Here is a 25,183-nt window from a genome sequence, read left to right on the forward strand (position 1 = left end):
GCCCACCAGGGCGGGCAGCACGGTGGCGGGGACGATCGCCGCCGCCAGCAGAGCCGTGCCGACGGCGATGGAGGCTTGGGTGCGAGAGTGCACGGAGAAGATCCCTTTCCGGTGGGGACGGGACGGGAGGGCCGAGAGGACGAACGGGACCGGGTGAGCCCGAGCGGTCCCGCGGCCACGCGCCCTGCGGCTCCTGAAGACAGGTCCCCGGGACGGGGGACGGGAGCACGGGCGGTCGGCGGGATCCACCGGACCGGGTCCGGCGACCGGGGCTCGTCGCGGTGGAGCGGCGGGCCGGGCCGGAGGCGCTATGCGCCGTCCGGCGGAGTGCGGCGGCCGGCGGCTATGAACCCGTCCAGCCGTTCGAGGAAGACGCGCTGACCCGCCACCAGCCGCGCCACCGCGTCCCGCGCCGGGAACCAGGCGACGCGGTCCAGCTCGGGGAACTCGCGCAGGACGCCCGATCCCCTCGGCCACTCCATGGTGAAGAGGCCGGGGACCACAAGACCGGGATCGAGATCGCCCTCGACGGCCCAGACGGTGACGGTCTTGCCGCCCCGCTGCCGCGACTCGCCGAGCGCCGTCCAGGGCGCCTCGGGCGGCTCCAGGCCCAGCTCCTCCCGGAACTCCCGGCGCGCGGCGGCCTCCGGTGTCTCGCCGGGCTCGTACTCCCCCTTGGGGACGGACCAGGCAGCGGTGGTCCGGCCGGACCAGAACGGCCCGCCCATATGGCCGAGAAGCACTTCGAGGCCCGGGCCCCCGACCCGGTACACGAGAAGTCCCGCGCTGCGTTTGCCCGACATGCCGTCAGTCTGTGCACGGGCAAACCACGTCGCCATTCGGCGCCGGTGTGAAAGGCCGTCGCGGACTCGCCGGTCACCCGGCGTGGCGGCGGCCCTGAGCGGGCACCACTGGGGTAATGCGGGTCAGCGGGCCCGGACCGCGCCCTCGCGCCGATCGTATGAACAGTTGCGCCGTACGGGGGTGAGGGGCCGGACGCCCCGGCACGACCGCCCCGGTACCGCGCCGGTCGTGCCGGGCGCCGTCAGCCGAAGTCCGGGCTCACGCCGGTCAGCCGGGCGGACTCCTCCCACAGCGCCCCGGCGGTACGGGCGTCGCGCGCGCGTGCGGAGCGGCGGGCGGGGCCGGGGGCGCCCCGTACTTCGAGCGGGCGGCGCGGCCCGTAGTACTCCCCGCCCCGGGCCGCCGGGTCGGTGGCGGCGCGCAGTACGGGCAGGGCGCCCCGCGAGGCCGGCTGGGTGAACAGCCGGGTGGCCCGCTCCAGCTTCGCCGCCCAGACGCGGCCCGCCATGAGCGGCCCCGCCTGGCCGAGTTCGGTCGCGGAGAGCCCGGGATGGGCCGCCAGCGCCTGGATGTCGCGCCCGGCGTGGCGCGCCCTGCGCTCCAGCTCGTCGGTGAACAGCAGGTTCGCGAGCTTGGCCTGGCCGTACGCGGGCCAGCTCCGGTAGCCCCGCTCGCCCTGGAGGTTGCCGAAGTCGATCCGGCCGAAGAGGTGGGCGAGGGAGGAGACCGTGACGACCCGGGACGGCGCGGACGCGCCCAGCACCGGCAGGAGCAGCCCGGTCAGCGCGAAGTGTCCCAGGTGGTCGATGCCGAACTGCGACTCGAAGCCGTCGGCCGTCAGCCGCAGGGGCAGCGCCATCACCCCGGCGTTGTTGATGAGCAGATCGAGCTGTCCGTCCACGGTCCGCGCCAGTGCGTCGGCGGCGGTGCGCACGGAGGCCAGGTCGGCGAGGTCGAGCGGGACGAGGCGGACCTCGGCGCCCGGGACCGCCGCCCGGATCGCCTTCAGCGTCCGCTCACCGCGCTCCGGGCTCCGGCAGGCCAGCACGGTCAGCGCTCCCGCGCGGGCCAGCGCCAGCGCGGTCGCCGCGCCGATCCCGCTGTTGGCTCCGGTGACCACGGCGGTGCTGCCGGTGAGGTCCGGGATGTCGTCGGTGCTCCAGGCGCGCATGCCCCATTCATAGCCCACGCGCCGCGCACGACGGAGCCCGGCCTCCAAAAGAGGCCGGGCTTCGCGGTTTTTGTCCTGCGGTGGGAAGTCCTACGGGAAGTCCGCCGGTGGTCCCGCCGAAGTTCCCGCCGGAAGTCCTACGGGAAGGACGTCACCGTCGACGGGATCGTCGAGGTCCCCGAGGTCGGCGAGCCGGTGCTGTTGATCACGTGGTTGTACTGGCCCATGCCGCCCAGCGACACGACCAGCAGGCCGTGGAACCGTACGCCCGGCTTGACCGGTGCCTGGAAGCCGTGGTCCTGCCGGATGTTCGTGTCGGAGGTGTAGTTGCAGTAGCTGCCCAGAGCCCAGCCTTCGTGGGTGGTGACGGAGTCCGCGACCTTGTAGGCGGCGAATCCCTTGATGGAGCCGTTCTGGATGGCGTTCTGGTTCGGGGCGTCGTACGCCTTCTCGTTCTGGAAGAAGATCGTCCGGCCCCGCTCGCCGTTCCACTCGACGTCGTACTTGTTGAAGTGCTCGACGAACAGCCCGGTGGCCAGGACGTCGTCGCCGTTGACGCGCAGGCCGTAGTCGGCGCGGTTGGTCTCCCAGCCGACGCCGGACCCGTGGTCGGCGCGCCAGATCCAGGTGTGGTCGATGATGGTGTCGTCGCTGTTGATCACCATGCTGGTGGTGGCCTTGCCGGGGCCCGCGCCGCCGATCCTGACGAAGACGTCCTGCACGGTGGTGGGGTTGGCGGAGTGGTCCGCCGAGGAGCCCGCAGGGCCGACCTCCAGCAGCGTGGGCGAGTTCACGGAACCGGCGTCGATGAGGAAGCCCGCCAGCTTCACGCCGTCCACGTCGGCGACCTTCATCGCGGTGACCCCGTTGTCCGGCACGAGTGTGGCGAGGCCGAGGCCCAGTACGACGGTGTCGGCGCGGTTCACGTTGATCGGCTGGTCGATGTGGTAGACGCCGGGGGTGAACAGGAGGTGCAGCCCCTGGGCGAGCGCGGCGTTGATGGTCGCGGCGCTCACGCCCGGCTTGGCCACGTAGAACTGGTCGAGCGGCAGGGACTGGCCCTGCGGGGCGCCGTTGCCCCAGGTGGTGCCGCGCGCGTTGGTGCGCTTGGCGGGCACGAACACCTTGTAGGCGGAGCCGTCGAGGTACAGGAAGGGCTTCTCGCGCGAGACCGGGGTGGTCTCCAGCGTGGTGTACGGCGGGTCGGGGAAGCTCTGCGCCGGGGCGCCCTGGACGCCGGAGAACGCCATGTTCCACACCGCGTTGGTCCAGCCGCCCACCGAGCTGTCACGGGTGTACCACTGCTGCTGGGAGTACGGGCCGACCGTACCGTCGATCTTGCTGTCGGCGATGAACCCGCCGCTGGCCCAGCCGTAGCCGTCGGGCGCCAGGTTGAGCCCGCCCTTGACGTGCATCCGGCGGAACGGAGCGGCCTGCGCGACCGCCCAGCGGTTGGTGCCGTTGACCGGGTTGAGGGCGAGGTTCTCGGCGGAGCGCCAGAAGTTCTGGGTGGCGTTGCCGTTGAACCAGCCCGCGTCGACGGTCACATCACCGTTGATGGTGGTGTCGTCGGGGGAGAGCCCGAGGCCCGAGATGGAGGTGTAGAAGCCGAGTTGGGCGTTGAGGTTGTTGTACGTGCCCGGCTTGAAGAGCAGTTGGTAGCGGCCCGTGCCGAACTGGGCCTTCTCCTGCTGCTGGAAGATCCGGTCGAGCGTGCCCTGGATGTCGGGTGTCGACGGGTCGAAGACCAGCACGTTGGGCCCGAGGTCGCCGCCGCCCTGGATCGGGCCCGAGCCGCCCTGGCCCTCGCCGTAGACCTGGAACTCCCAGAGGGAGTAGCCGTACTGCGTGGCGCGGGCGGTGCCGTACATCCGTACGTAGCGGGCGTTGCCGGAGACGGCGAGGGTCTCCGTGCCACCGGGGCCCGTGGTGGTGGAGTAGGCGGTCGTCCAGGCGGAGCCGTCGGTGGAGAACTCGATCCGGTAGGCCGTGGCGTACGCGGTCTCCCAGCGCAGCACGACCTGGCTGACCGCGACGGTGGAGCCGAGGTCGATCCGGATCCACTGCGGGTCGGACGCGGCGCTCGACCAGCGGGTCCCGTTGTCGCCGTCGACCGCGGCGGAGGCCGGGGTGCCGCCGTTCTCCTGGCTGGAAGCGGTCACGGGCTTCCCCTGGGAGAGCAGGGCGGGCGCCGCCTGGGCGGGGGTACGGGGGACGAGGAGGAGCAGCGAGGCCATCAGAACGGCGGCGATGGCGGCGGCCAGCCCTCGTCCATAGGCCGGTGCTGGTCCGCGGAGCACCGGCGAAAGGGGCGGAGGAGCGTGCATGGGCAGGTCTCCTGAGTCGTCGGACAGACGGGCGGGTGGGGGGCTGGAGAGTCCGGGAGAGCGCTCTCTCAGTGGGGGAGATGCTTCTCCCGTGTTTCGTACACGTCAAGAGTTGTGCACGAGACCGCCCTGCCCGTTCGGCTGGGAACAAGAAATCACGGCCGGGACGCGATGGTTGCGGGTATTTGTTCCGTGTCTCGGACACGGCGTCGATTCAGGATCTGATGGCGGTCGCCTCGGTCCGCGGCGGGCCCCTGGGGCACGCCTGCGTAAGGGAAGTGATTGCCGATCACCCAACCGGGGCACCAGAAGGCAGAGAACGGACGGGCCGTCGCACAAGGGCTCCGGCGGCCATTTCCGCCCGGGGCGGGCCGGTCCCCGACGGAGGGAGTGATCTTCATGCGTACGCACGGGTATGTGCTGCGGCGCGCGGTCCGCGCCTCCTACATCCTGCCGCCCTCGGAGACAGCCGCCCGCTGGGCGCGGCACCTGACGGCCGCTTACCTCACCCGGGGCTGCGGCCAGTGGGTCTCCGCCGACCAGGTGGACGACGCGCGGCTGGTGGTCTCCGAGCTGGTCACCAACGCCACCCGGCACGGCCGGGGCAACTGCCGGCTGCGGCTGAGCGTGGACCACGGACGGGTGACGGTCGAGGTCCACGACCACAGCCCCGTGCCGCCCCGGCTGCGTACGACGGGCCCCACCGCCCCGGACGCGGCGGGCGGGAGCGGGAGTGGGGGCGAGAGTGGAAGCGCGGACGTGTGCGGACTGCGGGAGGACGGCCGGGGCATCGCCATGGTCCGCGAGCTGTCCCGCCGCTTCTCGGTTCTCGGGTCGCCCGGCGGCGGCAAGACCGTCCAGGCCGTGCTGACCTGCTGACTCGCTGAGACAGGACTCGCTGAGACGGGACCGGGCGCGCCGTGGGCGGATGTCCGCCGCCGGGGGAGCCGGTCAGAGCGCGATGTCACCCGGCCGGGTCGGTACGGCGTCCAGCGCGGCGAGCGTCTCGTCGTCGAGCGCGAGCGCGCCCGCGGCGATGTTCGCGTCGAGGTGCTCCGCGTTCGCGGTGCCCGGGATGAGGAGGACGTTCGGGGCGCGGTGGAGCAGCCAGGCGAGGCCGACCTGTGCGCGGGTGCTGCCCAGGGAACGCGCCGCGGTGGCCACGGCCTCCTCGTCGGTCACCTTCGGCAGTCCTGGCAGGCCGCCGCCCAGGGGGAAGTAGGGCACCCAGGCGATGCCCTCGGCGGCGCACAGGCCGAGCATGTCCTCGTCGTCGCGGGCCACGAGGCTGTAGGCGTTCTGCACGCAGGCGATGCCCGCGGGGAGCGCGCGGCGCAGAGTGTCCTGGCTCACGCTGCTGAGTCCGATCGCGCCGATCTTGCCCTCGTCGCGCAGCGCGACCATGACCGCGAGCTGATCGTCGAGGTCGACTACCTGGTCGCCCTCGGCCCGCAGGCCGGGCCCGCTGTCCGTGCGGCGCAGATTCACCAGCGGGATCCGGTCGAGGCCGAGGCTCGTGAGGTTGTCCTCGACGCCCGCCCGCAGCTCCTCGGGCCGCTGCGCGAGGCGCAGGGAGTGGACGCCGCCGGGATCGGAGGCGGCGCCGACCTTGCTGGCGACGAGGACGCCGTCCTCGGGCCGGATCGCCTCGCGGATCACGCTGTTGACGAAACCGTCGCCGTAGAACTGGGCGGTGTCGATGTGGTCGACGCCCAGCTCGACCGCGCGGCGCAGGAGCGCGACGGCCGGTGCGCGACCGTCCGCCCGGCGCAGCTGCATCGCTCCGTAGCCGATGCGCGAGACGGTACGGCCGGCGAGCGTGGCGGGGCCCGCCGGCCGTACGGCTCCGGTGGCGGTGGTCCCGGGGGAGGGGGAAGCGCTGGGAGACATGGATATCCCGTCCTCGTGCGACGATGGAGAAAACGGAGGAGCATCCGTTATTTCGACTGTAGCACTACCGGAGGTGCCTCCGTTTTGACTCCGCCCACGCCGCCGTCGCCCACACCGGACCCGTCCGAGCAGCCTCCGCCCGAGCAGCCCCTGTCCGAGCAGCCCCTGTCCGAGCCGACGCCGCCCGGGGCCGTTCGCGGGCCGGCCGATCCGGCCACGGCCGCCGCGAGCGCCGCCGCGCCTGCCGCCACGAGCGCCGCCACGGTCGCCGCCGCGACCGGCCGTCCGGCGCGCTCCGACGCGCGGCGCAACCGTGAAAAGCTCCTGGCCGCTGCCAGGACCGTGTTCGCCGCTGCCGACGGCGCGGTCGCGCTCGAAGCGATCGCCCGGGAGGCCGGGGTCGGCATCGGCACGCTCTACCGGCACTTTCCGACCCGCGAGGCCCTCGTCGAGGCCGTCTACGCGGCCGAACTCGACGAGGTCACCGCGAGCGCTCCCGCGCTGCTCGCCCGGTTCCCTCCCGAGGACGCTCTCCGGGCGTGGATGGACCGCTACGCGGCGTTCGTCGCGACCAAGCGCGGCATGGCCGACACGCTGCGCGCGGGCTGGGCGTCGGGGAGCATCGCGACCCCGACCACGCGGGAGCGCGTCACCGCCGTGATCGCGGCGATCCTCGCCGAGGGGGCGCGGACGGGGTCGCTCCGCGCGGATGTCGAACCCGAGGACGTGACCGCCATGCTCCTCGGGGTCTTCCTCTCCACGACGGCCAGTGACACACCGGAGCGGACGGGCCGCCTCTTCGGCCTCGTCGTCGACGCGCTGCGCCCGCTCGACGGCCGGGGGACCGGCGGCGCCTGACTTCCTCCCCCGCACCTCCCCGCACCCTCCCGGCCCGCCGGTACCTCGGCCCGCCGGAGCCCCGGCCGCTCGACGGCGGTCGGGGCGGCCGAAGCCCTACGCGCCGTCCGCGGTGACCGTCTCCAAGGCGTCGGAGACCGTGTCGAGGAACCGCGCGTGCGCCCGGTGGCTGCTCGGCGCCTCCGGGTTCCACGGCACGATCCGCGCGCGCTCCTCCAGCGCGCGCCAGTGCGCGTTGTCCTGGAGCCGGTCGCGCGGTGCCGCGTTCGCGCGTACGTCGGTGAGCAGGATGCCGGGGGCGAGCGCGGCGGCCTCGGACCATTCGGCCGTACGCCAGTTGGCCCCGCCCGCCGCCTCGGGCTCGATCAGCTCGACCCCCAGCTCGGTCAGGGACCGCAGATCGGGCCAGGTCAGCGGCCTGGCCAGATAAGCGGTGTCCGCTCCCGCCGCCGACAGCGCCAGCACCCGCGGGCGGCCCGGCCGCGCCGTCACGGCACGCAGCCGCCGCTCCGCCCGCTCCAGCTCCGCCTCGGCGGGCCGCAGCGTGGTGCGCAGGGCGCGCGCCAGCTCGGTGAACCGGTCCCTGACACCGTCGAGCGAGCGGTCCTTCCCCACCTCGATGACGACCACCGGGATCCGCTCCTCCAGATGTTTGGCGGCCTCCGGGTCGATGCCGTACACCTGTCCGCCGCCGTAGCTGACGGCGACCACCAGATCCGGCTCCGCCGCGCGCAGGGCGTCCAGGTCGAGGTCGCTGCCCGCGCCGAAGTGGCGCAGCTCGGCGAGGGGCAGTTCGCCCGCCTTCGCCGGGTCCGGGGTGTCTCCGTCATGGTGGGATCCGAAGATCCCCAGGGGGCGCAGACCGTGATCCCACAGCGTCGCGCCCGCCTGTATATAGGCCACCACCCGCGTCGGATGATGGTCCGCCACGGTCAGATGGCCACGGTCGTCCGTGAACTCCCAACTGGTGCCCGGGTTCATGCCTCGCCTCGTTCCGCTTGTGTTGGTGCGGTGCTGGGCGTGTTTCCGTACGTGGGTTCGTACGGAGCGCCATCCACTCTCTGCCCAACGCGAGGCGCGCGGACTCTTTTTGTGCGCCGGGAAAGCGTCCGCCAAACCTCATGGCTCGATGAGACCCGCCCTGATCGCGTAACGCGTCAGCTCCAGCCGGTCCCGCAGCCCCAGCTTCTGCAGCAGGTTGGCCCGGTGCCGCTCGACGGTCTTGGCGCTGATCAGCAGCATCCCGGCGATCTCCTTGGAGGTGTGGCCCTCGGCCACCAGCTTCAGGATCTCCTCCTCGCGGGGGGTGATCGCGCTGTCCGGCACGCTGTCCCCCTGCCGTACCTGGTCGAGGTAGTTGCGGATGAGGGCCGTCACCGCCCCGGGATAGAGGAACGGCTCGTCGCGCATGGCCGCCCGGCACGCCTCCACCAGGTCGCGGTCGGCCACGGACTTGAGGACGTAGCCGCTGGCCCCGGCCTTCAACGCCTCGAAGAAGTACTGCTCGTTGTCGTACATCGTCAGCATCAGGATGCGGGTCTCCGGCTGCAGCCGGGACAGCTCCCGGGCGGCCTGGAGCCCGGTCAGCCGGGGCATGGCGATGTCCAGGATCGCCAGGTCGGGCCGGTCGGCGCGGGCCATCTCGATGGCCTCCGCGCCGTCGCCCGCCTCCGCGATCACGGTCAGGTCGGGCTCGTTGTCGAGGATCAGCCGCACGCCCCGGCGGACGAGCGCGTGGTCGTCGGCGAGGAGGATGCGGGTCGGCGTCGTCTCGGTCATGGTCGGTTGTCCCCGTTTCCTGAACTGTTCCCGTTCGTGTCCCGCGCGGTCCCGCCGGATTTTTCGGGCGCGGCCGTACCGTACGGTCCGCCGGGCGCGGCGGCGCCCGCGCCGTGGCCGGTGTGACCGCCGTGGCCGCCGTGGCCGTCGTGGTGGGCGTGGTCGGAGTGGCCGGTGTGATCCGCGTCCGTGGCGCAGATCGGCACGCGCAGCCGTACGTCCGTGCCGCCGCCGGGCCCCGGCGCCCGTTCCACCGAGACGTCCGCGCCGATGAGCAGGGCCCGTTCGCGCATCCCGCGGATGCCCGCGCCCTCCGTCGCCGTACCGATGCCCCGGCCGTCGTCCCTGAGCAGCAGCTCCACCCCCGCGGGCGTGCGCCGGAGCGTCAGCTCGACCTGACGCGCGTCGGCGTGCCGTACGACATTGGTCAGCCCCTCCTGGGCCACCCGGTAGAGGACCAGCTCCACGTCCTCGCCCAGCGGCGGCAGCGCGCCGTCGAAGCGGTGCCGGACGGTCAGCCGGCTGTGCGTGGTGATCTCGTTGGTCAGCGCCTTCAGCGCGCTGATCAGCCCCAGCTCCTCCAGCACCCCGGGCCGCAGCCGTCTGGCGATCCGGCGGATCTCGTCCAGACTGCCCCGTGTGGTCTCCTGCACGTGGTGCAGTTCGGCCCGCAGCGGCGCGGGCGCCCGGTCGGCGACGCGCTTGAGTTCGAGCAGGACCGCCGTGAGGGTCTGGCCGATCTCGTCGTGCAACTCCTGCGCGATCCTGCGGCGTTCGGCCTCCTGGGCGGAGAGCGCGAGGCCGCTGCTGGCCGCCCGCTCGGCCTCCAGCCGGTCAAGCATCGTGTTGAACGTCATGATCAGCTCGGCGATCTCACCGTGCCCCGACACCACGGGACGGCGTCCGGGGCGCAGCAGATCGGTGGTGGTCATGGCCCGGGTGAGCCGTTGCAGCGGAGTGAGCCCGATCCGCAGCAGCGCGGCGTTGGCCACCAGCATGGCCACCAGCCCCAGCGACATGATCAGCGCCTCGGTCAGCAGGACGGGGGCGGAGATGGTGACGGGGCCGAGCAGCAGCAGGGCGGTCGCCGCGAACAGCACCGCGGCGTTGAGCAGAAAGATCCGCCAGAACAGGGACACGGAGCACGGCCTCCTCACAGTGGGTGGCCTCCCACTATCGCCCGCCGGGAGCCGGCTTCCCGACAACGGCTCCCGCTGCCCGTCCGCCACGCGCGCCGCGATGGGGGTCGTACCCCCCTCGCCTACATGTCGGCCACCCCCGTATTTGGGTGCCGGTGCGGATGGTGCCCGCACGCCCCGGCGGGCGATCGTGTAGGGGCGGAGTGACGGGAACGGGAGCGGGAACGCGGTGGGCGGCCGGGATGCGGGCCACGCGGAGTACCGCCGGGCGGCACGGACCGACGGCGACGGCGGACAGGGACGGCGGACGGCGGACAGGGACGGCGAGAGGGACGGGCAGGGGAGGACGGTCATGGCGACGAACGAGGACCAGCGGCTGGGCGACCTGGCCGAGCGGCTGCGCCGGGACGACCCCCGGCTCGCGCACGCCCTGCGGACCGGAACCCCGTGCAGCCCGCGCGAGTACCGGCACGGCACGGCCTGGACCATGCTCGCCGTCGCGCTGGGCGGACTCGCCCTGGGCATCGTCATCGGCCACGGCCTGCTCATAGCCGCCGGGCTCGTCCTGGCGGGAGCCGCCGCACACCTCTTCGACCCCGACCGGGATCTGGTCCGGCGGGGCATCGCGCCGCCGCACGAAGAGAGCTGAGCGCCGCTCCGGCATACGGGCGGTGAACGGAGCAGGGCCTCGATATCGGGGCCCTATTCGTCGTATAGCCGACCAATGCCAACAAATTATTTTACGTTAAAATGGCGTCCGGGTGACCAACGCCTCCTTGTGCGATGGCCTCCCCATTACTCGGATCGCCGAGACGACAGCCGACGTGACACGGGGGCGGAGGGGCGGTTCCACGATGCGCGCACCCCTGCTGATCCGCCGCACCAGGTCGGCCCGTGCCGCGTCGATCCCGTCGAGGGTGCCCTTACCGGTGCTTCATCACGACGCATGATGGAGAATCCCTGTCCGGCGGTGGACAACGCATCCAGCCCCGCCGCCCGCCCGCCGCATCGGGGGCCGTCATGCCCGTACACCGTCACGCACACGCCCGCATGGAGCATTTCCTATGGAACCCACAGCTCACGTCAGCAAGACCGCCCTGCCCGGGGTCGGTACCCGCTACGACCTGAACACCGAAGCGGGTAAGCACTTGTCGGTCGTCGTGCACCAGGACGGGCGCCGCATCCTCGCCTTCCACGACCCCGAGGACGACGACAACTGCCGGGACGCGGCGCCGCTCGCACCGCACGAGTCCAGCGCGCTCTCCAAGCTGCTGGCGCCCGATCCCGTCGCCCATCTCCACCAGCAATTCGAGATCGACCTGCTCACCGAGCACATCCCGGTCACCAAGAGGTCCCCCTACGTGGGCCGGACCCTCGGTGCCACCCAGGTGCGCAGCCGCACCGGCGCCTCCATCGTCGCCGTCCTGCGCCGCACCGACGCCTTTCCCTCGCCCACCCCGGACTTCCGCTTCGCTCTGGGGGACACGCTCGTCGTGGTCGGCACCAGGGAAGGCGTGGACGCCGTCGCCGAACTGATCACCGGAGGATAAGCGCCCGTGCACGAAACGACCGCACTGCTCATCGAACTCGGGGCCATCATCCTGGGCCTGGGAATCCTGGGCCGGCTCGCCGGCCGCGTGGGATTCTCGGCCATCCCGCTCTACCTGCTCGCCGGACTCGCCTTCGGCCACGGCGGCCTGCTCCCGCTCAACGCCAGCGAGGAGTTCGTCGCCACCGGCGCCGAGATAGGCGTGATCCTGCTGCTGCTCCTGCTGGGTCTGGAGTACAGCGCCTCGGAACTCGTCTCCAACCTCAAGACCCAGTACCCCTCGGGCATCGTCGACTTCGTACTGAACGCCGTACCGGGCGCCGCCGCCGCGCTGATACTGGGCTGGGGCCCGGTCGCGGCGGTGGCCCTGGCGGGTGTCACCTGGATCTCCTCGTCGGGGGTGATCGCCAAGGTCCTCGGCGATCTCGGCCGGCTCGGCAACCGGGAAACGCCCGTCATCCTCGGCGTCCTGGTCATAGAAGACCTCGCGATGGCCGTCTACCTGCCCCTGCTCACCGCCCTGCTCGCCGGGCTCAGCCTCGCGGGCGGCAGCCTCACGCTGCTGATCTCCCTCGGCACGGTCGGCGCGGTCCTGTACGTGGCCCTGCGGCACGGCCGGCTGATCAGCCGCGCCGTGTCCTCCGACAACCCGGAGATGCTGCTCCTGGTCGTACTCGGCCTGACCGTGCTGGTCGCCGGGGTCGCCCAGGAACTCCAGGTCTCGGCCGCCGTCGGCGCGTTCCTCGTCGGTATCGCGCTCTCCGGCGAGGTCGCCGAGGGCGCGCACAACCTGCTCGCGCCGCTGCGCGACCTCTTCGCGGCCGTCTTCTTCGTCTTCTTCGGACTGAACACGGATCCGGCCGCCATCCCGCCGGTCCTGGTCCCGGCGCTCATCCTGGCGACCATCACCACCCTGACGAAGATCGGCACCGGCTGGTACGCGGCGAAGCGCGCCGGAGTCAGAACGGCCGGCCGCTGGCGCACCGGGGGCACACTGGTGGCGCGCGGCGAGTTCTCCATCGTCATCGCGGGCCTCGCCGTGGGCGTCGAGCCGCGGATCGGCCCGCTGGCCACCGCGTACGTACTGATCCTCGTGATCCTCGGCCCGCTGGCCGCCCGCTGGACGGAACCGCTGGCCCGGCGCCTGACCCGCACGCCCGCGCCCGCCACGCCCCTGGCCCCGGCCGCCGCCGCGGCCGTGGTCGAGCCGGTCGTGCTGGAGAAGAAGCCCCTCGCGGACACCGGTGTCCCGGAGAGCGTCCCGGACAGCGCCGCGCCGGAACCGAACGACACGGCCCACAGCCACGGCTGACCGTGGGCGCGCGGCGGACAAGCCGTGCGCGGACACCGACGCGAACACTTCCGTCGGCGTCCGCGCACGGCTTGTCCGCTGTACTGGCGGCACGCGGCACGCGGCACGCGGCTGGCGGCAGGCGTCTGGCGTCTGGCGGCTGGCGGCAGGCGTCGTACGGATGCTCCCCGGCGACCTGACGGTACGGTCGGAGAAGGAGCGGTTCGGCCACGCGGCCGGAGGGAGAGAACCGTGCGGACGCGGACGAGTCGGGACGAACGTCCCCGCAGGCGGGGCCAGGGCGAGCTGGAGGTCCAGGTACTCGCCGCACTGCGCCAGGCACCGGGGCCCGTCACCGCGGCCTGGGTACGCGGGAGGCTCGGCGGGAACCTGGCCTACACCACCGTGATGACCATCCTCACCCGGCTGCACGCCAAGCACGCCGTCACCCGCGAGCGCGCGGGCCGCTCCTTCCAGTGGCGCGCCGCCTCCGACGAAGCGGGGCTGGCCGCCCTGCGCATGCGCAGGGTGCTGGACGCGGAGGACGATCGCGGCGCCGTGCTCGCCCGGTTCGTCACCGCGCTCTCCCCGGACGACGAACGGGTACTGCGCGACCTGCTCGGGCTGCCGGAGGACGGAACGGAGGACGGAACGGAGGACGGAACGGAGCGCTGACGCGGAGCTGACGCAGTGCTGACGCGGAGCTGACCTGGAGGCGGCTGACGGGCACGGGGTGTCTCCGTCCGCTGCTCGGCTCGTCTGCGCGGGTCTGCCGCATCCGGGCGCGGATCGGCCGCTCCTCGCTCACCACGTGGTGCTCTCCGGCGGCCGTCACGTCGCTTCCCGACGGGGACCGCGCGGTATCACTCTCGCGGTATCACTCTTTGCGGTACCGGTACGCCTCCGAGGCGGCGGCCTCCACCGCGTCCAGATCCCCGCCCGCCGACGCCGTGACCAAGGCCGCCACCGCGCCCTCCAGGAACGGCGCGTCGACGAGCCGCGCTCCCTCCGGCAGCTCGTCGCCCTCGGCGAGCAGCGCCTTCACGGTCAGCAGCGCGCTGCCGAGGTCGACCAGGATGGCGACGCCCGCGCCGCGGTCCACCTGCCCGGCGGCGGCCACGATCAGGTCAGAGCTGGTGCCGAGCCCGCCGTCCCGGGTGCCGCCCGCCGCCGCCACCGGGGCGGTGTGCCCGCCGCCCGCCAGCCCGCGCGCCAGCTCGGCGACGGCCGTGGCGACCGGACCGCTGTGGGAGACGAGCACGATCCCGACCGGCGCCTCGACGCTCATCGGCTTCCGTCCTCCCGCGCCGATGCCCGCGCCGCCCCCGCCGCATCGGCGAGCGCGGTGATCAGCAGCGCGGACGAGGTCGCCCCGGGATCCTGATGGCCGATGCTCCGCTCACCGAGATAGCTCGCCCGGCCCTTGCGTGCCTGAAGGGGCACGGTGGCCAGCGCGCCGTCCCCGGCAGCCCCGGCCGCCTCGGCGAACGTCGCGTACGAGGCACCGAGCGCCCCCACCGCCGGTTCCAGCGCGTCCAGCATCGTCTTGTCCCCGGCCTTCGCGCCGCCCAGCTGGGCCACGGCCGCCACGCCCACGCGCAGCGCCTCGGCCAGCTGCGCGGGCGACACCTCGGGCGCGTCGCCGAGTGCCTTGCCCGTACGCCGCAGCAGCGTCCCGTACAGCGGCCCCGACGCGCCGCCCACGGTGGAGATCAGCCGCTTGCCCGCCAGCGCCAGCACGGCGCCAGGGGAGCCCGGCGGCTCCTGCGCGAGCGCGGCCGTGACGGCACGGAAGCCGCGCTGGAGGTTGCTGCCGTGGTCGGCGTCACCGATGGCCGAGTCCAGTTCCGTCAGCCGGTCGGCCTCGCGCTCGACGGCCTGCGCGGCCGTGGTCAGCCAGCGGATGAAGAAGGCGGTGTCGAGCGTGTGCTCGCCTTCCTGGCCCGCTGTCCGGTCTGCTGTCCGATCGGCCACGTGATCTCCTCACCCCGTACGGTCGGCCCGCGCCCCTGCGGACGGCTCCACGAGCCCTGCCCTGCCTGCCCTGTGCTCCCTGCCCTGCCCTGCCCTGTCTCCGTGCTCGAACCCTGCCCAGGCCCTGTCCGACAAATCCCGCCGGACCCGCGACGCCCGGCACGCACCTTCGCCGCGTGGCCGGAGTCGCCCGCGTACGTCCCGTACGAGGATGATCCTCCGCCTTGCGGGAGCGCTCGGCATCCGGACAACGCATCAAGGCGCCGAGGCGAGGCGAGGCGAAGCGAGTGCGGCGCACCAGACGACACGAGCCCCGCCCCAGTACGGGATGTACCGGATGTACGGGGGCGATCCCGACAACGCGGCGAGCGTGCGTGCCGGGCGTCGTCGACCAGGCGGGACTGTGCGGACACGCCCTAGCGGCCCCAGCGGAGCGCGGCGGTCTCCACCGGCGCGTCCCAGAGCCGCAGCAGCTCCTCGTCGACCTCGCAGAGGGTCACCGAACAGCCCGCCATGTCGAGCGAGGTCACGTAGTTGCCGACGAGCGTGCGGGCCACCGCGACTCCCCGCTCGCCCAGTACCCGGTGCACCTCGGCCGTGAACCCGTACAGCTCCAGCAGCGGCGTCCCGCCCATGCCGTTGACCAGGGCGATCACCGGGCCCGCCGGGCGCAGGTCGGCCAGCACGGCGTCCACGGCGAAGTCCGCGATCTCGTGGGAGGTCATCATCGCGCGCCGTTCGCGTCCCGGTTCGCCGTGGATGCCGATGCCCAGCTCCAGCTCTCCCGGGGGCAGATCGAAGGTGGGGCTCCCCTTGGCGGGCGTGGTGACCGCGCTCAGGGCGACCCCGAAGCTCCGCGCCCGCTCGTTCACCCGCCGCCCGATCGCCTCGACCCGCTCCAGCGGAGCCCCCGCCTCCGCCGCCGCCCCCGCGATCTTCTCCACGAACAGGGTCGCGCCGGTACCGCGCCGCCCTGCCGTGAACAGGCTGTCGGTCACCGCCACATCATCGTTGACCAGCACTTTCCCGATCTGGACGCCCTCGTCCTCGGCCAGCTCGGCGGCCATGTCGAAGTTCAGTACGTCGCCCGTGTAGTTCTTGACGATGAACAGCACCCCGGCCCCACTGTCGACCGCCGCCGCCGCGCGCACCATCTGATCGGGCACGGGCGAGGTGAAGACCTCCCCGGGACAGGCGGCGGACAGCATCCCGGGCCCGACGAACCCGCCGTGCAACGGCTCGTGCCCCGAACCACCCCCGGAGACGAGCCCCACCTTCCCGGCCACCGGCGCGTCGCGCCGTACCACCACCCGGTTCTCCACATCGACGATGAGCCCCGGATACACGGCGGCCATTCCGCGCAGCGCGTCCGCGACGACGGTCTCCGGCACGTTGATGAGCATCTTCAACGGTATCTCCTGGGTGGGCTAGCAGTGCCTCTGACCGGCGCCTTTGCAGGTCAGGGTGTGTGTGCGCTTTGCGGTCTTGGCGGTCCTCGGCGCTTCGGAGCGGGGTCCGGCGGTCCTGATGCTGACCTCACGCTGACTTTTCTGATACATCGTCAGCCCCCTTTGAGGTGGTCCGGCACGGCGGGCTGCCGCCCCCTCCAGTATCGATCGAACCTGGCCAGGCGGCACGGCCTGCGGCGAGACCGGACAGCACAATCGCGCGGCCCCACCCCGCGCGAGAGCCTGCGGCTGCGGATCTCCCGCGAGGCGACCCGCCTCTTCCTGGCCGACGGAGTCGCCGCCACCAGCGGGGACCGGATCGCCGAAAGGACGGGAATCTCCACCAGGACCGTGTGGCGCCACTTCCGCAACAAGGCGAGCTGCGCCGAACCCGTCGCACTGCGCGGCGTCGCCTGGGAACTGGCGGCCCTGCGCACCTGGCCGCCCCGGCTCTCCCAGGAGGACCACCTCGCCGCCGAGGCGGCCCGTTTCGTGCCCGACCCGCACGACTCCTTCCTCCAGGACTTCGGCCTCTCGGCGCGGCTGGTCCACCTCTCCCGGCGCGAACCCCCGCTGCGCATCGCGCGATGCACGACGACCTCGTCGACGCCGTCGGCTGGGCCGTGGAGCAGGGCTTCGCGGACCCGGCGCGCGTCGCCGTCTTCGGCGGCTCCTACGGCGGATACGCGGCGCTCGTCGGAATCTCCTTCACTCCCGGCCTCTTCGCCGCCGCCGTCGACTTCTGCGGTCCCTCCAACCTCGTGACCCTCCTGCGCAACACACCGGACCCGGTCAAGCCGTACCTCACCAACAACTGGCCCCTGTACGCCGGCGACCCCGCGGATCCCGAGCAGGCGGCCGATCTCTGGGCACGCTCACCGCTCAGCAAGGTCGCGGACATCCGCACCCCGTTGCTGGTCGTCCAGGGCGACCGGGCGGATCGTCGAGACCGCCCGAGCGCCGCGTGCCGTCGGTGGGCGACCGGTGCGACGCCGTCACGGAGGGTACCGACCGGGTGGGGTGCGCTTCGGCACGCAAGCCGGTTTCCCGGTCGAGTGACACGCCCGGCCCGAAGCCCGGCTCCGCGGACCGTTACGGTTTCGGGAACCGGGTCCCCTCTCTGGAGCGGCCCGCGTTCCTTGTCCGTCCCGTACGCGTCCGTGGAGCACGAGAGCCTTGAAGAAGACCAAAGCGGCATTGTGGGAGTTCCTGCAAGGTCTGGGAAAAACGTTCATGCTGCCGGTCGCGCTGCTGGCCTTCTGCGGCATCATGCTGGGCGTCGGCGCCTCGCTGTCCAGCCAGGCGGTGACCGACAACCTCACCTTCCTCCAGGGTGAGGGCTTCCACCTGGTCTTCACCTGGATGTCCAACACCGGCCAGGTCGCCTTCCGGTTCCTGCCCGTCCTGTTCGCGATGGCCATCCCGCTGGGTCTGGCCAGGGAGGACAAGGGCGTCGCCGCCTTCTCCGGCTTCGTGGGCTACGCGGCGATGAACCTGGCGGTGAACTTCTACCTCACCGCCCGCGACGTCGACCTGGAGAGCGAGAAGGAGATCGCGCGCTACGGGATCGCCGACGTCATCGGCATCCCGTCCATCGACACCGGCCTGCTCGGCGCGGTCGCGGTCGGCGTCGTCGTCTCCTTGCTGCACAAGCGTTTCCGCGCCCAGCGGATGCCCGACGCCTTCGCCTTCTTCGGCGGACTGCGCTTCGTGCCGATCGTCTCCGCCCTCGCCCTGAGCATCGTCGGCCTGCTGATCCCGCTCGTGTGGCCCACGTTCAACAGCGGCATCAGCGCCGTCGGCCGGGCCATCGGACACACCGGCGTCTTCGGGCCGTTCTTCTTCGGCATGGGCGAGGTGCTGCTCCGCCCGGTCGGCCTGCACCACATCCTGGTCGCGATGTTCCGCTTCACCGACGTCGGCGGCTCCGGCATGGTCTGCGGGGACCAGACCAGCGGCGCGCTGAACATGTTCTACGCCCATCTCAACTGCTCCGGCGCCCCCTCGGAGGCCGTCAGGGACGCGACCGGTTTCCTCGCTCAGGGCAAGATGGCCGTCTACCTCGGCGGTCTGCCGGGCGCGGCACTCGCGATGTACCACTGCGCGAAGCGGGCGATGCGGCCTGAGATCAAGGCGCTGCTGGTGTCCGGTGTGGTCGCCTGCGCCGTCGGCGGTGTGACGGAGCCGCTGGAGTTCCTGTTCCTGTTCATCGCGCCCTGGCTGTACCTGATCCACGCGGTGTTGGTCGGCCTCGGCTTCCTCGTCGCGGCCCTGCTCGGGGTCTTCATCGGCAACACGGACGGCAACGTCATCGACTTCCTCGTCTTCGGTGTCCTGCAGGGCACCACCACCAAGTGGTACCTGGTGCCGGTGATCGCCGCGATCTGGTTCGCCGCGTACTACTTCCTGTTCCGCTGGGCGATCGTCCGCTTCGACCTGAAGACTCCCGGCCGCGAGGACGACCAGGAGCCGCGGACCGGGAGCGCGGACTCCGCCCCCGACGAGGCATCCGAGGCCCCCGGCGGTGACACCGCCGCCAGGCCCGCCCCCGTGCTCGTCGCCGGGAAGTACGACGCGGCCGCGATCCTGGACGCCCTCGGCGGACCGGAGAACATCACCTCCCTCGACAACTGCATCACGCGTCTGCGGATGACCGTCGAGGACGCCGAGCGCGTCGACGCCGACCGGCTGAAGAAGCTGGGCGCCGTCGGTGTCGTGAAACTGGACGCGCACAACGTGCAGGTCGTCATCGGTCCTCAGGTGCAGTCCGTGAAGGACGCCATCGCGGAGATGTCACCGGCTCACTGACGGCCGACGGGCGGCCGGAACCACCACCACGGGCCCGGCCGCCGCCACCCCCACAGGATGAGACAGCGATGACCACGTACGACTTCGACACCCCTGTCGACCGGCACGGCACCTGGTGCACCCAATGGGACTACGTCGAGGACCGGTTCGGGGTGGCGGGCCTGCTGCCGTTCACCATCTCCGACATGGACTTCGAGACCGCCCCCGAGGTGCTGGCCGCGCTGCGCGGCCGCCTGGAGCACGGCGTGCTCGGCTACTCCCGCTGGCGCCACGCCGACTTCCTGCACGCCGTCACCGACTGGTTCGCGCGACGGTACGACGCGGAGATCGCCGCGCGGTCCGTCGCCTATGCGCCGTCCGTGCTGTACCAGGCGGGCGCACTGATCGACCTGTGGTCCGCACCCGGCGACGGCGTCGTCGTGCACACCCCCGCCTACGACGCCTTTCCCCGGCTCATCGCCGCCCGTGGCCGGGAACTGCGGGGCTGCGCCCTCGACGACTGGGCGGAGTTCGAGCGGCTGATCGCGCTTGCCGACACCTCGGTGCTGCTGCTGTGCTCCCCGCACAACCCGACCGGGCGGGTGTGGAGCGAGACCGAGCTGGACCGGATGGCGGCGCTGTGCGCCCGGCACGGCGTGGCGGTGATCAGCGACGAGATCCACGCCGACCTCGCCCACCGACCGTTCTCCACCTGGGTGCGCCACGCGGGCGGCCCCGGACGCTGGGCGGTTGTCACCTCCGCCTCCAAGTCCTTCAACATCCCCGCGCTCACCGGCTCCTACGGTGTCATCGGGGACCCGGCGAGCCTGGACGCCTACCTCACCCGTGTGAAGGACGCGGACGGCCTGTCCTCACCTGCGGTGCTCGGCCTGGTCGGCCACATCGCCGCCTACCGCTCGGGCGGGCCCTGGCTGGACGAGCTGCGGGAGTACGTCCACGGCAACCTGCGCCTGGTCGCCGACCAGCTGAACACCAGCTTCCCGGTCCTCGCCTGGCGGCCGCCGGAGGCCGGCTACCTGGCCTGGATCGACCTGCGTCCGCTCGGCGTGGACGACGGGGCGCTCCAGCGTGAGCTGACCGAGCACGAGAAAGTGGCCATCATGCCCGGCACCACCTACGGGGCGCCGGGCTTCGTCCGTCTGAACGTCGGCTGTCCCCGGACGAAAGCCGAGGCAGGGGTGCGGGCGCTGGTCTCCGCGCTGGAGCGGCTTACCGGGTGAGGCCGGGGCGAGCCGGCCCGGATGGAGGCCGGCGGGGGTACGGGTGAGCCGGTGCGGCCGGGCGAACGCGTGCTCCACGACCCGGCGCACCGTACCCGATGGAGCCGCGGGCCACGCCACCTCGGACCATCAGTCACCGGTGCGCCGCTCCCGCGGCAGGCGGCGGTACGCGGCGAAGTCTCGGCCCCGGTCACCTGTGTGACGCGACCGAGCCGGGGTCGGCCACCGACGACAGACGGGCGTCGCGCGGCCGCCCGCCGAAGACGCGGCCCGTGTCCCCGAGACGACCGGCGGGAGCCGGGTCGATCCTGCCGTTCTCCGCCGACCGGTGACGGCTGCCCCTCCGCGTGAGCCACGCGATACGGCACCGGCCTCAACCGGCGTCGTACATCGGTGCGGGCCGGAAGGGCGCGGACGATCGGCGCCCCGCCTCGGCTCGATGCCGGGCATTCTCACGCCACGACGGGGCAGATGGTGTGGACACGAGGGCCGCACGGGTCGTCGCTCGTCCACGGGCTCGGTGCGGTCCGCGAAGGAAAGGCAGGACCGGCCGATGACCGAGGGACCGACAGATCATGTCGCGGGGAAGGCGTGCGCGCCCGCCGAGGCGCCGAAGCCGTCGCTGCGGCCGGGGAGGTACGATCCCGCCGACTACGCGGGGTGCGTCCTGACGTACGCGGCGGAGGCGGGGATCTCGCCGACACTGCTCATGGCCATCCTGCACAACGAGGCGTACAAGCCGCACCATCCCCTGCTGGAGTGGCTCTGGCAGCGGTGGAAACCGAAGGCGTCGTTCGGACTGGGCAACATGCACGAGGCCACCTTTGAACAGGTCCGTCGCGCACACGGGCTTTCCTGCCGCTGGAAGGACCTGCGCGACGATCCGGCCCTGGCGATCAGGGCGGCCGCGCTGCACCTCGGCGACCTGCGACGGGGGCTGCCCGCGCGGACGACCCGCAGCTGTACCCGGGACGAACTCCTCGCGCTCGGCTACAACGCGGGCGAGCGCAACATGAGGCTCTTCGCGCAGGGGTTCCCTGCCGGGCCGATGGCGCGTTCGTATCTGCGGCGGCTGAGGGAGAACTGGAGGAGGGCGGAGCGAGACCTTCAGTGTGGAACTTTGGAGCAGTCGACGACGGTCGTGCGACCAGTCGAGCCATGACGACGCGTTCACGTCTTCTACGCGCGTCTTGCCAACTGCGGTAGGGGCGAGGTGGAGGAGAATCCGCTTTTTGTGGCGTCGGTATGTGCGAACGACCTCCGGAGGATTTGGGTCTTCACCCCTAAAGGGGAAAGACGTGCGATGTGCCCGGTTCAGTTGCACGTTCTTGACGTGGGGAGCGCCCCCCTCGTCAAGTCTTGACTAGGTCCTGTCAATTTTTGGACGCGACGAGGCCATTTACTACTCCACCCCCACGCGCTACAACAGATGGGAGCGCTCCCATTGCCCTGGTCAACCCCCCCACCATCCACGCCAGACCCTCTTGCAGGTCGATCGCCGGGCCCGAACGGTCGGCTCCCGCAGCATGGGGCGACGCCCGCGACAGGTCCCGGCCGATCGGTCGGTGCTCGAAAGAGAACCTTCACGAAGGAGACCAACTCATGGCCATCAACTCGGTCCGTGCCCGGCGCACGCTGGCCCTAGCCGGGGCCGCGGGCGTTGCCGCAGCGGTGCTCTCCGTGCCGTCCCCGGCATCGGCGCACGGCGTCAGCATCATGCCCGGCTCGCGGACCAACCTGTGCTACAAGGACCTGCTCCAGAACGGCTCGACCCAGATGCCGTCCAACCCCGCCTGCGCCGACGCGGTCCGGCAGGCCGGTACCACCCCGCTGTACAACTGGTTCGCCGTTCTGGACTCCAACGCCGGTGGCAGGGGCGCGGGTTACGTCCCGGACGGGAAGCTGTGCAGTGCGGGCGACCGCAGCCCGTACAACTTCTCCGCGTACAACGCGGTCCGCACCGACTGGCCGAAGACGCACCTGACCTCGGGTTCGACCATCCAGCTCAAGTACAGCAACTGGGCCGCCCATCCAGGCAAGTTCGAGGTCTACCTCACCAAGAGCGGGTGGAGCCCGACCACGGCCCTCGCGTGGGGCGACCTGGACCACCTGCAGACGGTGACCGACCCGCCGCAGAACGGTGGTGTGGGTACGAACGAAGGCCACTACTACTGGAACCTCCAGTTACCGCAACGGAGCGGTCAGCACATGCTCTTCATCCAGTGGATCCGCTCCGACAGCCAGGAGAACTTCTTCTCCTGCTCCGACGTCGTCTTCGACGGTGGCAGCGGTGAGGTCACCGGTCTGGCGGGCGGCGAGCGGTCGGCCGCCGAGGTCGAGGCGCTCGGGGCGGACGTCGAGAACACCAAGGCCGACCCGATCCACGCCGCCGGACACGCCGGACACGCCGGACACGCCGGACACACCGAACACGGCGCGGCCGACGAGAAGCTGGCAGCCTCCAGCAACGATTCGGCCGTCGCCGTGCCCGCGGCAGTGGCGGGCCTGGGGGCAGTCGTCTTCGCCAGTGGCGCGATGGCCTTCAACCGGAGCCGCCGGGCCAAGCGGCACGGCTGACGGCCGAGGACCCCGGCGCCGCCGCCGGGGTCCTCTCACCGTTCACGCCGTTCACGCCGTTCACGTCGCACCGCACTGCCGCAGCATCAGGCCCTTACGGCGGGGGTCGACGTGGAGCCGCCCACCGTGCGTGCCTACGGCAAGGATCTGGTCGCCGCCGTCGAGCGCGGTGATGTCCCCGTATCCCTGGTCGACCGTGTGCTGTACCGGGTCCTGCGCCAGAAGTGCGAGCTGGGCCTGCTCGACCCCGACTGGTCGCCCTGGGCCCCCGCGCTCGGCGGAGACACCCGCCCGGCGCGAGGCAGCGTCGGCTCCGGACCGCCGCCGCGACGTTCTCGGCCGACGCGGCTGGCTCCCAGCCGTCCCCCCGGAAGCCCTGGAGCGTCACGAAAGCCGCCCGCCGGGCCCGTCGCGGCTGTCTCGGTGGTCGGGACGCATGGTGGACGTCTCCGTCATGCGTGTGCTTTGATCCGGCGATGGAGACCACTGGAAAGGCACACACGGTGCTGCTCGACCCGTTCTGGGTGAGCCGCCGCGCCGACCAGTTCGACCAGGTCTGTTGCTGATCACCGTTCGACAGCTCGCGATCCCGATGCTGATCCCGATCCCGATGCTGATCCCTCTTCGTTCCCGACGCGCCCGCGGCACAGCTCTCCAGGGCGGTCGGCCGCTCCTGTAGGGCCGTTGTGCCACCGCGGCCGGGTCCGCCATTGCCGCGAAGGGACTCCGTGCCCCGGCCCACTTCTCTTCCGGCGACACCGAACCGCGCGGTCGAGGACAGTTCCCACGGCCGCCCCTCGCTCCTGAACTCGTACCCGCACCGCTGATGCACGTACCCGCACCGTTGATGGAGGACAGAACCATGACCACTGCCGCCAGTCTCGACATCCGCAGGGCAGGCCCACGCTTCGGCGCCGAGATCACCGGCGTCGACCTGACGGCCCCGGTCGACGAGGCCACCGCACGGGAACTGCGCCGCGCCTTCCGGGAGCACAAGGTCCTGGTCTTCCGCGACCAGCATCTGACGCCGGATCAGCACGTGGCGGCCGTCGATGTCTTCGCGCGGCCCTTCGACCACCCCACCGCGAAGAAGGACCCGGCCAACCCGCTGGTCTACCCGTACAACGTGCGCCAGACCGGCAAGGCCAGCACCTGGCACATCGGCGGGTTGTGGCGTGACCCCGTCTTCGCGATCGAGTCGCTCACCTACGAGGTGGTGCCCGAGCTGGGTGGCCACACCCTGTGGGCGGACCTCCAAGTGGCCTACGACGACCTGTCCGAGCCGTTCAAGGCGCTGCTGGAGACGGTGAGCGCCGTCTACGACGGCAACGCGGAGAACTACGCGCAGGGCAGCGAGAAGACCGCGACCGGCGACACCGTCGAGCACCCGGTCGTCCTCACCCACCCGGCCACCGGGCGCAAGGGGCTCTTCATCAGCTCCTCGGCGACCCGTCTCACCGGGGTGACCCCGGCGGAGAGCAGGGTGCTGCTCGACCATCTGCTCCGGCACGCCTCCTCGCCGGACTACACCATCCGATTCGGCTGGAAGCCGGGCGACTTCGTGCTCTGGGACAACCGGGCGACCTGGCACTACGCCGTCGACGACTACGGGGACGGGGCGCGCGTCTACCGCAAGGTCATCGGGGTGGAGCCGGAGAAGGGCGGCACGGAGCGGCACGTCTGAGGGCTCCCGGGAGGAGACCGCGCCGCCCGCCGGGTGCTGCTGGTGTGCGCGGCCGCCGGGGCGACCACGCTGCTGGACCAGGCCGTTGCGAACATCGCCATCCCGAGCATCGCCATCCCGTGCATCGCCATCCCGAGCATGTGCCCTTCGCTCGGAGCGGGCGCGGCGGATGTCCAGTGGATCGTGGCCGGTTACGCACCGGTCATCGGTGCGGCCCTGGTCCCCGGGGGCGGCCTCGGCGACCCGCACGGACACAAGCGGCTCCTCCTCGCGGGCGTGGCCGTCTTCCTGCTCGCGGGGAGGCGGCCACGCCCGGCGGCGGGCCGGGGACCGTGATCGGCGCGCGGCTGGTGCGGGGCCTCGCGGCGGGAGTGGTCAACTCCCAGGTGATCGGCACCCATTCAGGATGTTCCACGGGGTGGACCGCGGCCGTGCGCTGGGTCAGTACGCCGGTACGGGCGGTGGGCCCCGCTTCGCCCCTCTCACTCACCAGGGAGCAGATGCCCATGCGTATCGACGAGTCCGCGTACGACCGACACCGCCTGCGCCAATGGCTGGCCGGTGAGGCCCGAGCCGAGGGGGTGTCCCGGCGCGACCTGCTGCGGTTGGCCACCGCGGCGGGTGTCGTGGCGGGTGTCGTGGCGACGGTGGCGGGCCGGCCCGC

At 72.1% G+C, this 25,183-nt stretch carries 23 protein-coding genes and 2 pseudogenes; 15 read left to right on the plus strand and 10 right to left on the minus strand.

Annotation, left to right across the window (positions count from 1 at the left end):
• Positions 1 to 308: 308 nt before the first annotated feature.
• The 3 genes from DVH02_RS21095 to DVH02_RS21105 form a co-directional block, all read right to left on the minus strand.
• Positions 309 to 803: an NUDIX domain-containing protein gene (locus DVH02_RS21095; protein ID WP_114625393.1), complete on the minus strand. Its 495-nt coding sequence runs from the start codon at positions 801 to 803 to the stop codon at positions 309 to 311.
• Between the two features lie 242 nt (positions 804 to 1,045).
• Positions 1,046 to 1,975 (minus strand): oxidoreductase, encoded by a 930-nt coding sequence (locus DVH02_RS21100; protein WP_114625394.1) that lies wholly within the window; start codon positions 1,973 to 1,975, stop codon positions 1,046 to 1,048.
• A gap of 137 nt (positions 1,976 to 2,112) precedes the next feature.
• Positions 2,113 to 4,302, minus strand: coding sequence for a discoidin domain-containing protein (locus DVH02_RS21105; protein ID WP_114625395.1), 2,190 nt, complete (start codon positions 4,300 to 4,302; stop codon positions 2,113 to 2,115).
• A gap of 399 nt (positions 4,303 to 4,701) precedes the next feature.
• On the opposite strand from DVH02_RS21105, the gene DVH02_RS21110 reads away from it, so the two are divergent.
• The gene (locus DVH02_RS21110; RefSeq protein WP_114625411.1) at positions 4,702 to 5,181 is read left to right on the plus strand and encodes an ATP-binding protein; all 480 of its coding nucleotides are present in this window, start codon (positions 4,702 to 4,704) and stop codon (positions 5,179 to 5,181) included.
• 72 nt (positions 5,182 to 5,253) lie between these two features.
• Here the strand turns inward: DVH02_RS21110 and DVH02_RS21115 are convergent, their stop codons facing one another.
• Entirely contained in the window at positions 5,254 to 6,192 is a 939-nt protein-coding gene (locus tag DVH02_RS21115) for an aldo/keto reductase (protein WP_114625396.1), read from the minus strand.
• Positions 6,193 to 6,276: 84 nt separating this feature from the next.
• On the opposite strand from DVH02_RS21115, the gene DVH02_RS21120 reads away from it, so the two are divergent.
• On the plus strand, positions 6,277 to 7,050 hold the full coding sequence (locus tag DVH02_RS21120; RefSeq protein WP_233518357.1) for a TetR/AcrR family transcriptional regulator: 774 nt from the start codon (positions 6,277 to 6,279) through the stop codon (positions 7,048 to 7,050).
• A 96-nt stretch (positions 7,051 to 7,146) separates the two neighbouring features.
• Here DVH02_RS21120 and DVH02_RS21125 read toward each other — a convergent pair whose 3' ends face one another.
• From DVH02_RS21125 to DVH02_RS21135, 3 genes and pseudogenes are all read right to left on the minus strand, one after another.
• Entirely contained in the window at positions 7,147 to 8,031 is an 885-nt protein-coding gene (locus DVH02_RS21125) for an ABC transporter substrate-binding protein (RefSeq protein ID WP_114625397.1), read from the minus strand.
• Positions 8,032 to 8,169: 138 nt separating this feature from the next.
• On the minus strand, positions 8,170 to 8,829 hold the full coding sequence (locus tag DVH02_RS21130; protein WP_114625398.1) for a response regulator: 660 nt from the start codon (positions 8,827 to 8,829) through the stop codon (positions 8,170 to 8,172).
• Positions 8,830 to 9,026: 197 nt separating this feature from the next.
• Positions 9,027 to 9,968, minus strand: a pseudogene (locus tag DVH02_RS21135) (HAMP domain-containing sensor histidine kinase); the annotation flags it as partial.
• Between the two features lie 352 nt (positions 9,969 to 10,320).
• On the opposite strand from DVH02_RS21135, the gene DVH02_RS21140 reads away from it, so the two are divergent.
• From DVH02_RS21140 to DVH02_RS21155, 4 genes are all read left to right on the plus strand, one after another.
• Entirely contained in the window at positions 10,321 to 10,617 is a 297-nt protein-coding gene (locus DVH02_RS21140) for a DUF3040 domain-containing protein (RefSeq protein WP_114625413.1), read from the plus strand.
• A gap of 415 nt (positions 10,618 to 11,032) precedes the next feature.
• Positions 11,033 to 11,518, plus strand: coding sequence for a cation:proton antiporter regulatory subunit (locus DVH02_RS21145; RefSeq protein WP_114625400.1), 486 nt, complete (start codon positions 11,033 to 11,035; stop codon positions 11,516 to 11,518).
• 6 nt (positions 11,519 to 11,524) lie between these two features.
• Positions 11,525 to 12,829 (plus strand): cation:proton antiporter, encoded by a 1,305-nt coding sequence (locus tag DVH02_RS21150; RefSeq protein WP_114625401.1) that lies wholly within the window; start codon positions 11,525 to 11,527, stop codon positions 12,827 to 12,829.
• Between the two features lie 231 nt (positions 12,830 to 13,060).
• Positions 13,061 to 13,483: a BlaI/MecI/CopY family transcriptional regulator gene (locus DVH02_RS21155; protein WP_114625402.1), complete on the plus strand. Its 423-nt coding sequence runs from the start codon at positions 13,061 to 13,063 to the stop codon at positions 13,481 to 13,483.
• A 202-nt stretch (positions 13,484 to 13,685) separates the two neighbouring features.
• Here the strand turns inward: DVH02_RS21155 and DVH02_RS21160 are convergent, their stop codons facing one another.
• The 3 genes from DVH02_RS21160 to dhaK form a co-directional block, all read right to left on the minus strand.
• Entirely contained in the window at positions 13,686 to 14,096 is a 411-nt protein-coding gene (locus tag DVH02_RS21160; RefSeq protein ID WP_114625403.1) for a PTS-dependent dihydroxyacetone kinase phosphotransferase subunit DhaM, read from the minus strand.
• Positions 14,093 to 14,782 carry a dihydroxyacetone kinase subunit DhaL gene (gene dhaL / locus DVH02_RS21165; protein ID WP_114625404.1) on the minus strand — a complete coding sequence of 230 codons (690 nt, stop codon included), beginning with the start codon at positions 14,780 to 14,782 and terminating at the stop codon, positions 14,093 to 14,095. The genes DVH02_RS21160 and dhaL overlap by 4 nt, the downstream gene beginning before the upstream one ends.
• 416 nt (positions 14,783 to 15,198) lie before the next feature.
• Positions 15,199 to 16,191, minus strand: coding sequence for a dihydroxyacetone kinase subunit DhaK (gene dhaK, locus DVH02_RS21170; protein ID WP_114625405.1), 993 nt, complete (start codon positions 16,189 to 16,191; stop codon positions 15,199 to 15,201).
• A 57-nt stretch (positions 16,192 to 16,248) separates the two neighbouring features.
• Here dhaK and DVH02_RS36300 point away from each other — a divergent pair.
• The 9 genes and pseudogenes from DVH02_RS36300 to DVH02_RS21225 form a co-directional block, all read left to right on the plus strand.
• A pseudogene (locus tag DVH02_RS36300) lies at positions 16,249 to 16,605 on the plus strand (TetR family transcriptional regulator); the annotation flags it as partial.
• 212 nt (positions 16,606 to 16,817) lie between these two features.
• A complete protein-coding gene (locus DVH02_RS37170) occupies positions 16,818 to 17,567 on the plus strand; it encodes an alpha/beta hydrolase family protein (protein ID WP_233518358.1) in 750 nt (249 codons plus the stop codon).
• Complete coding sequence (gene malX, locus DVH02_RS21185) at positions 17,464 to 19,038, plus strand: maltose/glucose-specific PTS transporter subunit IIBC (RefSeq protein WP_233518359.1); 1,575 nt, start codon at positions 17,464 to 17,466, stop codon at positions 19,036 to 19,038. The genes DVH02_RS37170 and malX overlap by 104 nt, the downstream gene beginning before the upstream one ends.
• A 68-nt stretch (positions 19,039 to 19,106) precedes the next feature.
• Positions 19,107 to 20,258 (plus strand): MalY/PatB family protein, encoded by a 1,152-nt coding sequence (locus DVH02_RS21190; RefSeq protein ID WP_114625407.1) that lies wholly within the window; start codon positions 19,107 to 19,109, stop codon positions 20,256 to 20,258.
• A gap of 553 nt (positions 20,259 to 20,811) precedes the next feature.
• Positions 20,812 to 21,420, plus strand: coding sequence for a transglycosylase SLT domain-containing protein (locus DVH02_RS21195; protein ID WP_233518360.1), 609 nt, complete (start codon positions 20,812 to 20,814; stop codon positions 21,418 to 21,420).
• 440 nt (positions 21,421 to 21,860) lie between these two features.
• Positions 21,861 to 22,835 carry a lytic polysaccharide monooxygenase auxiliary activity family 9 protein gene (locus DVH02_RS21205; protein ID WP_114625408.1) on the plus strand — a complete coding sequence of 325 codons (975 nt, stop codon included), beginning with the start codon at positions 21,861 to 21,863 and terminating at the stop codon, positions 22,833 to 22,835.
• An 862-nt stretch (positions 22,836 to 23,697) separates the two neighbouring features.
• On the plus strand, positions 23,698 to 24,519 hold the full coding sequence (locus tag DVH02_RS21215; protein ID WP_114625410.1) for a TauD/TfdA dioxygenase family protein: 822 nt from the start codon (positions 23,698 to 23,700) through the stop codon (positions 24,517 to 24,519).
• A 42-nt stretch (positions 24,520 to 24,561) separates the two neighbouring features.
• A complete protein-coding gene (locus tag DVH02_RS21220) occupies positions 24,562 to 24,855 on the plus strand; it encodes a hypothetical protein (protein WP_233518361.1) in 294 nt (97 codons plus the stop codon).
• Positions 24,856 to 25,025: 170 nt separating this feature from the next.
• A partial coding sequence (locus DVH02_RS21225) for a twin-arginine translocation signal domain-containing protein (RefSeq protein ID WP_147286100.1) occupies positions 25,026 to 25,183 on the plus strand: 158 nt, incomplete at its 3' end.

Source organism: Streptomyces corynorhini (assembly GCF_003346515.1).
GTDB lineage: Bacteria > Actinomycetota > Actinomycetes > Streptomycetales > Streptomycetaceae > Streptomyces > Streptomyces corynorhini.